Annotated in this window: 12 protein-coding genes, 1 tRNA gene and 1 pseudogene; 7 read left to right on the forward strand and 7 right to left on the reverse strand. The window is 64.9% G+C overall.

Features of this window, described 5'->3' with window-relative positions; translation table 11 throughout:
• Window positions 1-137 precede the first annotated feature (137 nt).
• The 6 genes from E4L96_RS00545 (at window position 138) to E4L96_RS00570 (ending at window position 6,797) form a co-directional block, all read left to right on the forward strand.
• A complete protein-coding gene (locus tag E4L96_RS00545) occupies window positions 138-1,361 on the forward strand; it encodes a BaiN/RdsA family NAD(P)/FAD-dependent oxidoreductase (RefSeq protein WP_135205295.1) in 1,224 nt (407 codons plus the stop codon).
• An 88-nt stretch (window positions 1,362-1,449) separates the two neighbouring features.
• A complete protein-coding gene (rpsU, locus tag E4L96_RS00550) occupies window positions 1,450-1,662 on the forward strand; it encodes a 30S ribosomal protein S21 (RefSeq protein WP_005665410.1) in 213 nt (70 codons plus the stop codon).
• A gap of 117 nt (window positions 1,663-1,779) precedes the next feature.
• Window positions 1,780-2,229: a GatB/YqeY domain-containing protein gene (locus E4L96_RS00555; protein WP_135205296.1), complete on the forward strand. Its 450-nt coding sequence runs from the start codon at window positions 1,780-1,782 to the stop codon at window positions 2,227-2,229.
• 150 nt (window positions 2,230-2,379) lie between these two features.
• The gene (gene dnaG, locus E4L96_RS00560; RefSeq protein WP_135205297.1) at window positions 2,380-4,176 is read left to right on the forward strand and encodes a DNA primase; all 1,797 of its coding nucleotides are present in this window, start codon (window positions 2,380-2,382) and stop codon (window positions 4,174-4,176) included.
• 234 nt (window positions 4,177-4,410) lie between these two features.
• The gene (rpoD, locus tag E4L96_RS00565) at window positions 4,411-6,648 is read left to right on the forward strand and encodes an RNA polymerase sigma factor RpoD (protein WP_135205298.1); all 2,238 of its coding nucleotides are present in this window, start codon (window positions 4,411-4,413) and stop codon (window positions 6,646-6,648) included.
• Between the two features lie 70 nt (window positions 6,649-6,718).
• Window positions 6,719-6,797, forward strand: a tRNA-Ile gene (locus E4L96_RS00570).
• A gap of 13 nt (window positions 6,798-6,810) precedes the next feature.
• Here the strand turns inward: E4L96_RS00570 and E4L96_RS00575 are convergent.
• The 7 genes from E4L96_RS00575 to E4L96_RS00605 form a co-directional block, all read right to left on the reverse strand.
• The gene (locus tag E4L96_RS00575; RefSeq protein ID WP_135205299.1) at window positions 6,811-7,047 is read right to left on the reverse strand and encodes a hypothetical protein; all 237 of its coding nucleotides are present in this window, start codon (window positions 7,045-7,047) and stop codon (window positions 6,811-6,813) included.
• Between the two features lie 211 nt (window positions 7,048-7,258).
• On the reverse strand, window positions 7,259-7,948 hold the full coding sequence (locus E4L96_RS00580; protein ID WP_135205300.1) for a hypothetical protein: 690 nt from the start codon (window positions 7,946-7,948) through the stop codon (window positions 7,259-7,261).
• Window positions 7,949-7,951: 3 nt separating this feature from the next.
• Window positions 7,952-9,064 (reverse strand): hypothetical protein, encoded by a 1,113-nt coding sequence (locus tag E4L96_RS00585; RefSeq protein ID WP_135205301.1) that lies wholly within the window; start codon window positions 9,062-9,064, stop codon window positions 7,952-7,954.
• 72 nt (window positions 9,065-9,136) lie between these two features.
• Window positions 9,137-9,817: a toll/interleukin-1 receptor domain-containing protein gene (locus tag E4L96_RS00590; protein WP_135205302.1), complete on the reverse strand. Its 681-nt coding sequence runs from the start codon at window positions 9,815-9,817 to the stop codon at window positions 9,137-9,139.
• 3 nt (window positions 9,818-9,820) lie between these two features.
• The gene (locus E4L96_RS00595; protein WP_135205303.1) at window positions 9,821-10,690 is read right to left on the reverse strand and encodes a Tll0287-like domain-containing protein; all 870 of its coding nucleotides are present in this window, start codon (window positions 10,688-10,690) and stop codon (window positions 9,821-9,823) included.
• Between the two features lie 58 nt (window positions 10,691-10,748).
• Window positions 10,749-11,414, reverse strand: a complete 666-nt coding sequence (locus E4L96_RS00600) for a copper chaperone (protein WP_135205304.1) — start codon at window positions 11,412-11,414, stop codon at window positions 10,749-10,751.
• Window positions 11,415-11,417: 3 nt separating this feature from the next.
• The gene (locus tag E4L96_RS00605) at window positions 11,418-12,212 is read right to left on the reverse strand and encodes a DUF899 domain-containing protein (protein ID WP_135205305.1); all 795 of its coding nucleotides are present in this window, start codon (window positions 12,210-12,212) and stop codon (window positions 11,418-11,420) included.
• A gap of 89 nt (window positions 12,213-12,301) precedes the next feature.
• Between E4L96_RS00605 and E4L96_RS00610 the strand changes: the two are divergent.
• Window positions 12,302-12,458 (forward strand): annotated as a pseudogene (locus tag E4L96_RS00610) (helix-turn-helix domain-containing protein); the annotation flags it as partial.

Consider the following 12,458-nt stretch of genomic DNA (forward strand, 5'->3'; position numbering starts at 1 on the left):
GGCTTTCGCCGCCTGGTGCGGCACCGCCGCGCGCGCCTCATGCTCGCGACCGGCACGCCCGCCGAGCAGAGTGCGGGCTGCGCTGCGGCATCGGCAGACGGTACAATCACGCCTTTGCGTGAGCGGTTGGCGGGGCGATGGCGGAACAATTCGATGTGGCGGTGATTGGCGCGGGCGCGGCCGGGATGATGTGCGCGTCCGTGGCCGGGCAGCGCGGCCTGCGCGTCGTGCTGGTCGACCACGCCAGCAAGCTGGCCGAGAAGATCCGCATCTCCGGCGGTGGCCGCTGCAATTTCACCAACGTGAACGCCGGCCCTGCGAACTACCTGTCCGGCAACCCGCACTTCTGCAAGAGCGCGCTGTCCCGCTACACGGCGCAGGACTTCATCTCGCTCGTGAAGAGCTACCGCATCGCGTATCACGAAAAGCACAAGGGCCAGCTGTTCTGCGACAACTCCGCCGAGCAGATCATCGCAATGCTCCAGGCCGAGTGCGCCAAGGGCCGGGTGCAGTGGCGCATGCCGTGCAAGGTCGCCGGCGTCGACCAAACCGCTACGGGCTTCGTATTGCACACCGATGGCGGCGAGATCGCCGCCAAATCCGTGGTGGTGGCCACGGGCGGCCTGTCCATCCCCAAGATCGGCGCCACCGATTTCGCTTTCCGGCTGGCCAAGAAGTTCGGCCTGGAGGTGGTGGAACCGCGCCCCGGCCTGGTCCCTCTGACCTTTCACGGCCCCGACTGGACACCGTTCGTCCCGCTGGCCGGCGTGGCGCTGGAAGTCGACGTTGAAACCGGTTCGCGCAAGGGGAAGGGCGCACGTTACGGTCACTTCCGCGAAGATCTGCTGTTCACCCACCGCGGCCTGTCCGGCCCGGCGATCTTGCAGATCTCCAGCTTCTGGACGCCGGGCACGCCGATCAGCCTGAACCTGCTGCCCGAGCTCGACCTGGCCGCCGAACTCATCGAACACAAGAGTTCGACCAAAAAACATCTGCACAACCTGCTGGCCCAGTGGATGCCCGCCCGTCTGGCCGACGGCCTGATCAGCGCCGCTGGTCTGCAGCCTGATGCCCGCCTGGCCGACCTGCCAGACGCCAGGCTGCGTGCCCTGGGCGCCGCCGCCAACGCCTGGTCCATTGTCCCGGACGGCTCGGAAGGCTACCGCAAGGCCGAAGTCACCCTTGGCGGCGTCGCCACCAGGGAGCTGTCCCAGCAATCGATGATGGCCCAGAAAGTGCACGGCCTGTACTTTATAGGCGAGGCGGTCGACGTCACGGGCTGGCTGGGCGGCTACAATTTCCAGTGGGCCTGGGCCTCGGGGGTGGCCGCTGGGCAAGCGTTGGCAGAAGTCCACAGCTGACCAGCGGGAGCAGAGAAGTCTTCCATTCGTTGCCAAACGGTGCTAGAATCTCGTTCTTCCCTTGATTCCAACGGTTTGAATTTCTTACATGACCACTATTCGCCTTAAAGAGAATGAGCCGTTCGAAGTGGCCATGCGCCGCTTCAAACGCACCATCGAAAAAACCGGCCTGCTGACCGAACTGCGCGCCCGCGAGTTCTACGAAAAGCCGACCGCAGAGCGCAAGCGCAAGCTGGCCGCTGCCGTGAAGCGCCACTACAAGCGCATCCGCAGCCAGCAACTGCCGAAGAAACTGTACTAATTCCAGTTTCACTTCGCGGCCCGTGCGGACTTCGTCCCGGGCCCTGCCAGACCCGCTCCGGTATTGCCGCGGCGGGTTTTGCCATTTTCTGTCCACCGTTTCCGCGAAAGAAGAATCATGAGCCTGAAAGACCAGATCACCGACGACATGAAAAACGCGATGCGCGCCAAGGAGACCCAGCGCCTGGCGACCATCCGCCTGATCCTCGCCGACATCAAGCGCAAGGAAGTGGACGAGCAGACCACGCTGGACGACGCCAAGACCCTGGCTATCATTGAAAAGATGATCAAGCAGCGCAAGGATTCGATCACCCAGTTCGAAGCGGGCGGCCGTGCCGACCTGGCTGACATCGAGAAGGCCGAGCTGGCCGTGCTGGCGGCCTATATGCCGGCCGGGCTGTCGGAACAGGAAATCGCCGCCGAGGTGGCCGCCGCCGTGATCGAGTCCGGCGCGGCCGGGCCGGGCGACATGGGCAAGGTGATGGGCATCCTGAAGCCGAAGCTGGCAGGCCGGGCGGACATGACCGTGGTCTCCGCCCAGGTCAAGAAGACCCTCTCTGGTAGCTGATCTGCAACGCCGGACCGCCGCGTGCCCTTTTATCCGGCACGCGGCGCCTCTTGTCGAGAGTCCACGTCTTGTGGAAAATCAAGCTCCGACAATCACGGCAGTATAGTCTGACCTGATGGTCTGACCCGGAACAAAGACTGTCCACCTAACGTGATCCCCCAAAGCTTCATTACCGATCTGCTCAATCGTGTCGACATCGTCGATGTGGTCGGCCGCTACGTCCAGCTGAAAAAGGGCGGCGCCAACTTCATGGGCCTGTGCCCGTTCCATAACGAAAAGTCGCCGAGCTTTACCGTGAGCCCGACCAAGCAGTTCTACCACTGCTTCGGCTGCGGCGCGCACGGGACCGCCATCGGCTTCCTGATCGAATACTCGGGCATGGGCTTCATCGACGCGGTGAAGGACTTGGCCCAGAACGTCGGCATGGTCGTGCCCGATGCGGACGACAAGATTCCGCCCGCCCAGCGCGCCGCCCAGCAGGCCCAGTCGATGGCGTTGTCGGACGCGCTGTCGCGGGCCTGCGAGTACTACCGACAACAGCTGCGCGGGGCGAAGCAGGCCGTCGCCTACCTCAAGGGCCGCGGGCTGACCGGCGAAGTGGCCGCCCGCTTCGGCATGGGCTATGCGCCCAACGAGTGGAATGCGCTGAAAGCCGTGTTTCCGGACTACGACGCGCTGGCCCTGGCCGAGTCTGGCTTGGTGATCGACAAGGTGGACGAAGCGGGCAACAAGCAGGGCCGCTACGACCGCTTCCGCGACCGCATTATGTTCCCGATCCGCAACACGAAGGGGCAGGTGATCGGCTTTGGCGGTCGGGTCATGGATGGTGGCGAGCCCAAGTACCTGAACTCGCCGGAGACCCCGCTGTTCCAGAAGGGCAACGAACTGTACGGCCTGTTCGAAGCGCGCCAAGCCATCCGCGACGCCGGCTACGTGCTGGTGACCGAAGGCTATATGGACGTGGTCGCGCTGGCCCAGCTCGGCTTCCCGCAGGCCGTGGCCACGCTCGGCACCGCCTGCACTTCGACGCACGTGCAAAAGCTGCTGCGCCAGACCGACGTGGTCATCTTCAGCTTCGACGGCGACAAGGCCGGCCGCCGCGCTGCCCGCCGCGCGCTGGAGGCCTGCCTGCCGCATGTGACCGACAACAAGACTATCAAGTTCCTGTTCCTGCCGCAGGAACACGACCCGGACAGCTTCGTGCGCGAGCGCGGGGCCGACGCCTTCGCCCAGGAGATCGACGAGGCGATGCCGCTGTCGCAGTTCCTGCTGCGCGAGGTCACGGCCGATCACGACATCGACACGCCGGAAGGCCGCGCGCGCGCCCAGTTCGACGCCAAGCCGCTACTGCAGGCGATGACGCCGACCGCGCTGCGTCTGCAGATCGTGCGCGGCCTGGCCAACCTGACGCAGAGCACACCCGCCGAGATCGAGGGCCTGTTCGAACTGTCCAAGCCGGTGGCGCAAGTGCGCCGCCCGCCCCCGCGCCAGGGTCGGCCCGAACCGGTTGGGCTTGAACTGAAACTGCTGCGCCACCTGATCGCGCACCCGGTGCTGACCATGGAGATCGACGAGCCTGCCTTGAAGGCCTTCGAATCGCTGGGCGGCGAGTCGTGGGAGCGTCTGTCCTTGCTGGTGGGCATCGGCCAGGCGTTGGGCGAAGCAGGCACGTTTGCGGCGATGAGCCAGAACATCAAGCTGGTCAGTTCCGAATTCGACGGGCTGATCAGCGAGATCGCCTCGTCCACCGAAACCGAGTTCGACAGTGTTCGCCTGGAACTGCGCAGTTTCATCCGCCAGATCAAGATGGATATGCTGAAGGAAGAGCTGAAAACATTGTTTTCTTCCGGACTGACCTCAGATCAGATGGGCGTCCGCTACCGGGAGATCAATGCGCTGCAGGACCAGCTGATGCGGGAGGCAGCCGCCGAAATGGCACCGCGCTAGGCGCGCGATACGGCCCGCCGTAGAGGGCGGTCTGGGTGTTTCCCCACAGTCGTGCACAACTGGAATACTTGGGGGTGCATGCTATAATAAAACGCTAAGTTTTGATGGCTTAGTATTAACACGCTTGGTTCGCGTAGCGCGGCCTGTAGGGTAGTAAGAGGTGTGTGTCCGGTAGTTTGTTCACACTAAGTTGTTTGTTCAACCTAGCTAGTCTTCGAGACATCGAAAGCGCCTGTGGCAACGAAGAAACCTGAAACCAAAGCGGCTGACAAGAAGCCAACCAAAGCATCTGCCAAAGCGGACAAGGCGGTCGACAAGGCCGACGTGCGTCCCGCTGCGGCTCCGCCTGCCGTCAACCAGACCACCGATGCCGCCACCCTGGCCGCCATCGACACGTCCGGCTACGTGCTGCCCACGGTGAAGGTGCCGGGGCGGCGCGGGCGCAAACCGAAGGATTTCCAGCCCGAGAACGAGGAAGTGGCGGCACTGAACGCCGTCGAGCGCGCCGAGCTAAAGGCCGCGGACAAGGCCAAGGCCAAGGACCGCAAGGCCAAGGAAAAGGCGCTGCTGAAAGACGCGTTCTCGTCGGACACCGAGGCCAGCGAGGAAGAACTCGAACGGCGCCGCCAGAAACTCAAGACGCTGATCAAGTTCGGCAAGGAACGCGGGTTCCTCACCTACGCCGAGATCAACGACCATCTGCCCGATAACATCGTCGATCCGGAAGCGATCGAAGGCATCATCGGCACCTTCAACGACATGGGCATCGCCGTGTACGAGCACGCGCCCGATGCCGAAACGCTGCTGCTGTCGGACAACGTGCCGAATGTCACCAGCGACGACGAAGCCGAGGCCGCCGCGGAAGCCGCCCTTTCCACCGTCGACTCCGACTTCGGCCGCACCACCGACCCGGTCCGCATGTACATGCGCGAGATGGGCTCGGTCGAGCTGCTCACGCGCGAGGGCGAGATCGAGATCGCCAAGCGTATCGAAGACGGCCTGAAGGACATGATCCAGGCGATCTCCGCCTGCCCGGTGACCATCGCCGAAATCATCTCGGCCGCGATCCGCATCCAGAACGACGAGATCAAGATCGATGAGATCGTCGACGGCATGGTCGACGAGAGCGAGGACGCAGCGCCCGAGGCCGCCGCCTCCGACGAGGACGAGGACGACGAGGACGCCGAAGAAGAGGAGGCCGAGGAAGAAGAGGAACCGGCCGCCAGCGGCGCCGCCGGCTACTCGGCCGAGCAGCTGGAAGCGCTGAAGATGACCGCGCTCGAGAAGTTCGCCGTCATCCAGGACCAGTTCGACCGCATGCGCCGCGCCTACGAGAAGGAAGGCTACGGCTCCAAGAATTACGTCAAGGCCCAGGAAGCGATTTCCAACGAGCTGCTGGCGATCCGCTTCACCGCCAAGGTCGTCGAAAAGCTGTGCGACACCCTGCGCGGGCAGGTGGACGAGGTGCGCCACATCGAGAAGCAGATCCTGGACGTTGCCGTGAACAAGTGCGGCATGCCGCGCGCCCACTTCATCAAGGTGTTCCCGGGCAACGAGACCAACCTGGACTGGGTCGATGGCGAGGTCAACGCCGGGCACGCCTACTCCGCGATCCTCGGACGCAACATCCCGACCATCAAGGAGCTGCAGCAGCGCCTGATCGACCTGCAGGCGCGCGTGGTGCTGCCGCTGCAGGACCTGCGCAACATCAACCGCCAGATGGCGGCCGGCGAGATGAAGGCGCGCAAGGCCAAGCGCGAGATGACCGAGGCCAACTTGCGCCTGGTGATTTCGATCGCCAAGAAGTACACCAACCGCGGCCTGCAATTCCTCGACCTGATCCAGGAAGGCAACATCGGCCTGATGAAGGCGGTGGACAAGTTCGAGTACCGCCGCGGCTACAAGTTCTCGACCTATGCGACGTGGTGGATCCGCCAGGCCATCACCCGCTCGATCGCCGACCAGGCCCGCACCATCCGTATTCCGGTGCACATGATCGAGACCATCAACAAGATGAACCGCATCTCCCGCCAGATCCTGCAGGAGACCGGGGCCGAGCCCGATCCGGCGACGCTGGCGGTGAAGATGGAAATGCCGGAAGACAAAATCCGGAAGATCATGAAGATCGCCAAGGAGCCGATCTCGATGGAAACGCCGATCGGCGACGACGACGATTCGCATCTGGGCGACTTCATCGAGGACAACAACACGCTGGCGCCGTCCGATGCCGCGCTGCACGCGTCGATGCGCGGCGTGGTCAAGGACGTGCTCGATTCGCTGACGCCGCGCGAGGCCAAGGTGCTGCGCATGCGCTTCGGCATCGAGATGTCGACCGACCACACGCTGGAAGAGGTGGGCAAGCAGTTCGACGTCACGCGCGAGCGCATCCGCCAGATCGAAGCGAAGGCCCTGCGCAAACTGCGCCACCCGTCGCGCTCCGACAAGCTGAAGAGCTTCCTCGAAGGCAGCTAAGCCTTGACGGGGGCGGGGAGGACCACTTATCCTCGCCCCTTTCGTTTCTCGTCTACCAGTTTTCCCCCAGGGGCCTCTAGCTCATGCCTGGTTAGAGCAGCGGACTCATAATCCGTTGGTGCCCGGTTCGACTCCGGGGAGGCCTACCAATACTCGCGTCGTCTAACCCATATCCAGATTGAGCATCCGGATCAGGGCGACGGTGAACAGACCCAATCCCAGCAGCGAGAGCATAAACACGGCGGCCACCTTGCCGCTTGCGCGCAACACTGTGCGCCTTTCGTCAGCCTGCTGCTTCCCCTTCTTCCCTTGGTCGTAGTGCCACTTGATGGCGAAGAACATGCCCGTGGCGAGCACGAGACCTTTGAACGTCACGAGGAAAACCGGGATCCAATCCATGATTTTGCTAAGCCATCACTTGAGGCGGTGCGATCGAGATGTTGGCGCACCTTGCTGAGCATCCTACTTGAAGGCAAAGCCCATACATCGGGACGAATTGTCTCAGCTAGCCACTCTTTGGTTCCATGGCGCGTCCCGGGCTACCTCGACGGTCATGGTGGCCACATCGATATCAGGTCGGCTTCGGATATCGTCTGCAGTGGCGGCTCCTTCAACTCGCGCGAGTACTGGTTCTGGGAGTGGTGAGGTAGCGCGATAGCGCATTTGCATCGGCGTTGCGGTGGAGGGCTCCCGCGCCATCGGCCGTGAGAATCACCGGAATGAGGGACGGTGCAACTCCGCGTGCATCGGCGCGGCGCACAGGGATGTGCAGCACGGCATGGCCTGGTGTAGCGAGATAACGCGTCACGGCGTCAAAGGTGCCGCCGGGTTGGCGTGTGGCGGTGGTGTCGCCGTTCCAGAGCGCGAGTAGAAAGTCCGCGCGCTCGGCGAGATATTCGGCCAGGCGCACGTAGGGCGCGGCGTCGGTGGCGGGGCCACTATCGTAAGGAACCTCGAATACGTCCTGCGCGCGGGCGCGCAAGGCGACGTAGCTGTCGCGGAAGGCCTGCGAGCCAGGCTGCTCCTGGCTCTCAATATACGCAGATTCCTGCATCGGCAAAGGCACCAGCAGTCGCACGCGCCGCGCACCGAGCCTCTCCTGCAGGGCCAGCACCTCCTCGGCAAACAGCTGGTCCGCCCCGGCCGCGAGCGCGGACAGGCAGTCCAGCCGCGCCTCCGGCCTGGCGCGCGCGATGTCGTCGAGCGCCTGGGCCAGCTGCGCCCGCACCCGCGCGCAGTCATCGGGATGCAAGTCCCGATGGCCGGTGACAGCGATGACAAAGGGAGTAGATGCCGTCATGAGTCAGCCCAGGTGATACAAGCCTTTTTCGCCAAACAGCCGATGCCAGTCATGAACCTCGGACATCAGCAGCTCCACAAGGTTCGACAGATGCTCCTGCACTTCCGCCAGCTCCGCGTCGGCATCGACCCCGGTATTGAGCCACGCATCCAGCCGATGCGCCATCGAACTGGAAGAGGCCACGAGCCGCTCCGATTCCTCCTGCGCCGTAAAGCCCTGCAGCGATGCCGCAAACGCCGGGACTCCGGTCGAGATCATGGTGAGGAACGCCGCGTGCCACACCATGTGCGCCATCACAGCCGCGATGGTCGCCGCAAAGCTGACCAGCGAGATCGCGTGCACGCGGTGCATGATGAGCTGCTCCTCCTGCGCCCTCCGGCAGTGGTAGCGCAGCTGCTGGCGCGCCAGCTGGCGCGCATATTCCAGCGCCGTCCACGTATAGGTCCATTCGTCGTCGCGGCAGATCCCCTCCATTTGGCCGAGGAGCTGTGTGCGCACCTCATGCTGCGCGCGTTCATGCGCCGCGGCGCGTGCATCCTCGCTCGCGTGATGATGTCCCGCCAGCGCGGCCAGGTGTGGCGGCAGCACCGCATGATCGTCCCTGAGGTCGGCCTGCGACCGCCCGTGCAGCCACAATGGCGAACGGTCATGGTTCAGGGCCACCAGCACCGGCAGGCAGCGCAGGAATTCCGCGTGAAAGCGCAACCCCAGCCAGCGCTCATGCCAGTTCACGCTGTGCGCATTGCGGTAGGTGAGGAACAGGACGATCAGCGTGCCCAGTTCCGCCACCGCCAGCATCAGCTTGACGCTTGGCGAAGTGGAGGCGACACCCCATGCAGCCAGCAGCACCGCCAGCGCCGCGCAGCCATACAGCACCGTGTACGCATCGCGCGCGCAGCCGCCGATGCGCTGGGCCAGCGTATCCGCTTCGTGCAAGGCGCTGGTCACGCGCTGCAGCAGCACGCGGCCCGTCAGCTTTTCGAGCAGGGACTGGCTGCTCTCCTGCGATGGCGCGGCCGGGAGCTCGCGCGCCTGCCAGCCCGCGAGCAGCAGGCGTTTGCGGAAGAAGTTGCGGATACGGCCGGCACTGCGGCAGCGGATATCAAGACTGGGCATGGGCAGACAGCACTGAAAGGGGCGCCGCACGCACATGCGCCGGCGCCGCAAGAAGGGGATGACCGGTGAAGGTTACGAAGCCTGAGCGCTGCATCGGCTCAGGAACTGCTTGCGTTCTGCGTCGTCGTCGATTTCCAGCGCCACCGTCGCGATCACATCCTGGCGGCTGCGGCCCGGCAGCGCGGCGCGCTTGACCAGCTGGCGCGCGATTGGCCCGAGTACGCGCGCCAGTTCCAGGGCGAGCGGTTCCTGCTCGGCCAGCGGCAGCCCCGAGGCGCTCACCACAGCGGTGGGCGCCGGTGCCGCCACGGGTACGAAGGCCGGCTGCGTCGGCACCGCCGTCTCTTCGCGCGGCCCGAGTGCGGCCGTCACGCTGTGCAGCAGCTCCGCGAGGCTGGTATCCAGGTCGCGCCCGAACGCATCGAGCCAATGCTGGGTGCTGATGAAGTACTCAAGGCTCTTGGACGGCGGCACCGCCTCGATCCGGAAGGGCAGGATCGTCAGCCCCTTGTTGACCGCACGCTCGACCTCGCGCCGCACCTGCGGCGAATTGTTAGAGCTCGACGAAAAAATCAGCAGCAGGATGCGGCACTGGTCCATGCCATTGATGATGGCCTCGGCCCAGTCCTCGCTCGGGCGGATGTCACGTGGCGCCACCCAGCAGCGCACGCCCGCGCGTTCCAGGCAGTGGCAGATGGCGTCGGCATAGCTCTTGTCGACGTGCGAGTGGCTGAGGAAGACGTCGTAGGGCATGGCTCAATCCAGGAGCGCGAGCGCTTTTTCCATGCTGCGCCGCATGCGGGTGAAGGCGGTGCTGAGGACCGCCAGTTCGTCGCTGCCCCCCTTGGGGAACGGCGGCGCATCGGCGCGGCCTTCGCTGACAGCGTCCGCAATGCGCGCGATGCGCTGCATGGGCCGCAGCACCAGCCAGTACATCACCGCGTTCACGAACACCAGCAGGGCAGCAAACGAGAGCGCGAAGCCGGTCATGATCACGTTGACGGTGCGGTCGGCCTGGCGCATCGCCACGTCCAGTGGGACCGAGACAATCTGGCTGCCGATGACTTCATTGAGCTTCCAGCCGAAGCCATTGTTCGGGCCATACAGGGCCAGCATGCTGGCCGGCGCCGCGGCCGGGGTGCTGTGGCAGCTCAGGCACTGCGCGTCGTTGATGCGGATCGGCCGCGCCAGATACAGCGACGGGCCGGACTCACTGTTCCGCTGCCCGATGAATTCCTTCATCTCGGGATGGTCGCGCAAGCGCTGCACCACGTCCGCTTCCCAGTCCACCACCCGGTCGCGCGGGTTGGTCGGGTTCAGCGTCGCTTCCTTGTACGAGTAGTCGGGGTGGGACTTGTGCAGGGCCGCGAAGCTCTGGGTTGCGGCATATGAAGGAACGCTCTGCGGCAGGAAGGCCTTGGCCAGCTGCGGTGTGAGGAGCGGCTTGATCTCGCCGGTCGTGTAGCCGCGCGCCGCCATCGCCGCTTCCATCATCAGCCGCGCACTGCCGATCACTTCGCGCTCCGCATTCTGCTGCAGGACCTGGCGGGTGAAAAAGCCGGTGGCGAGAAAGCCGATGCCGAAGACGGCGACCAGACCCAGATTGACTTTGACGAGCAGCTTCATGGAACAAAGAGTGTTGCAGAGCAATCAAGGGATGATAGCAAAACAAATACTCTCTGTACTAAGCATTTTTAGATTGTATTGACGGCCTGGCGAGCAGGCGCTCGCCCAGCACCAGCGCGGTGCCGGCGGCGCAGACGGGCCAGTCCATCAGGCCCGCCGCGAGCAGCGCCGCCATCAAGCCTGTACACGCGCGCACGCAATGCGTGCCGAGCGCGACGCCGTGCCGCCACGCCGCGTGGGCTGGAACCCCGCTATGGGCAGTGCGCGGCATCTCCTTGCAGCGCGCACGCCAGGTGGCGAGATGCCACCACGCTCCCAGGCTGCCCGCGGCCAGGGACAGCATCGGGACCTGCGCAGAAAGGCGCGGCACCTGCAGCAGCATCTCGCTGGCCATCGCGCCGAATGGGTACAGCACGACCCCAGCCATCAACCAGACGACGCTCCAGCCGAAGGCCGCCGCCACGCACTTCGACAGCGCCTGCCGCCGCGCCACACCGCTGCGCGCCAGCGCCGCGCGATACCGCCACAGGGGCGGCGCCAGCGCGGGCAGCATCATCGGCACCATCATCACCGCCCACATCGCAGTGAAGTGCAGCCAGGCGGCGAGCCACGACTGGCCGCACAGTGGCAGCCACACCGTGGACAGCGACCACCCGCCGGGCATGGGAATGCCGCCCATGTCGTCCATGAGCGGCCACGCGGCAGCGGCGCTGGCCATGCCCATGACTCACTTCGCCGGATACTCGTCGTGCCGCCGCCACCATACGCCGCTCTCGTTGCGGCCGAGCGGCGCGCGGTCCAGCCACTGGTACATGCCCCACAGGCCATCGAGTCCGCGCGAGAAGGTGGAGTAGGTGTGGTACACCACGCCGTCTTCCAGCACGAAGGCGCTGAGGCCCGGGCGCTCGCGGGTGTAGGTCGGGACGTCGGTGCCGCTCGATCCGGCCTGGAAGGCGACCGGGTTGGCGCTGCCCAGCTGCGTCCACTCGGACATCGTCTGACCCTCCAGGGACATGCGCATCGGCGGCTCGCGCCGGTAGTTGTACTCGATGCCCTCGCGCTGCTGTTCTTCGCTGAACGAGACATTGAAGTCCGCGTTGAAGTCGCTGCCGTTCGAAGACGCCCACGGGAAATTCCAGCCCATGCGCTCCTGGTATGCGCGCAGCTTGTCCAGCGGTGCGCGCGACACCGCCATCAGCATCACGTCGTGGTTGGCCAGATGCACCTGGATGCCGTTGAACCCGTCCGCGATGGCCGAACAGGATTGGCACCCGGCCTTGTAGTCCGGCCCGAACATGAAGTGATAGACCAGCAGCTGCGAGCGGCCCGCGAACAGGTCGCGCAGCGAAGCGCGCCCGGTCTCGGTGTCGAACTGATAGTCCTGGTCGATGCGGACCCACGGCAGCTGCTGCCGCTGGCGCGCCAGTTCGTCGCTGCGATGTGTCAGTTCGCGCTCGGCGTCCCACAGCCGCAGGCGTGCGGCCAGCCATTCTTCGCGCGTCCCGGTTTGATGTGTCGTCATGGTCTTTCCTTTCTGGGTGGGTGAGGGATGTGTGCTAGATTAAGAAAGACCGATCACCAGGTGGGAGTGACAAGTTTGGCGCGATTGCGATGGACTCGATAATCACGGCGGCGGCCCTGGCCCTGGCCTCAGGTGACCCGCTCGGTGCGCTGAACCGCGTCGCGCTGCGTGACGATGCGCCTGCGCTGGCCTTGCGCGGCATCGCGATGGCGCAGCTGGGCGACCTGGCCCGTGCGCGCACCAGCG

This window comes from Zemynaea arenosa (assembly GCF_004614185.1).
Taxonomy (GTDB): Bacteria; Pseudomonadota; Gammaproteobacteria; order Burkholderiales; family Burkholderiaceae_D; genus Telluria; species Telluria arenosa.

Bases quoted from the DNA above. Each gene is read 5' to 3' on its own strand.
- E4L96_RS00605 (WP_135205305.1), bottom strand. From the start codon at position 12,212: ATGACGACACATCAAACCGGGACGCGCGAAGAATGGCTGGCCGCACGC.
- rpsU (WP_005665410.1), top strand. From the start codon at position 1,450: ATGACCACTATTCGCCTTAAAGAGAATGAGCCGTTCGAAGTGGCCATG.
- E4L96_RS00555 (WP_135205296.1), top strand. From the start codon at position 1,780: ATGAGCCTGAAAGACCAGATCACCGACGACATGAAAAACGCGATGCGC.
- E4L96_RS00590 (WP_135205302.1), bottom strand. From the start codon at position 9,817: ATGCCCTACGACGTCTTCCTCAGCCACTCGCACGTCGACAAGAGCTAT.
- E4L96_RS00600 (WP_135205304.1), bottom strand. From the start codon at position 11,414: ATGGGCATGGCCAGCGCCGCTGCCGCGTGGCCGCTCATGGACGACATG.
- E4L96_RS00580 (WP_135205300.1), bottom strand. From the start codon at position 7,948: ATGACGGCATCTACTCCCTTTGTCATCGCTGTCACCGGCCATCGGGAC.
- E4L96_RS00585 (WP_135205301.1), bottom strand. From the start codon at position 9,064: ATGCCCAGTCTTGATATCCGCTGCCGCAGTGCCGGCCGTATCCGCAAC.
- E4L96_RS00595 (WP_135205303.1), bottom strand. From the start codon at position 10,690: ATGAAGCTGCTCGTCAAAGTCAATCTGGGTCTGGTCGCCGTCTTCGGC.
- E4L96_RS00545 (WP_135205295.1), top strand. From the start codon at position 138: ATGGCGGAACAATTCGATGTGGCGGTGATTGGCGCGGGCGCGGCCGGG.
- E4L96_RS00575 (WP_135205299.1), bottom strand. From the start codon at position 7,047: ATGGATTGGATCCCGGTTTTCCTCGTGACGTTCAAAGGTCTCGTGCTC.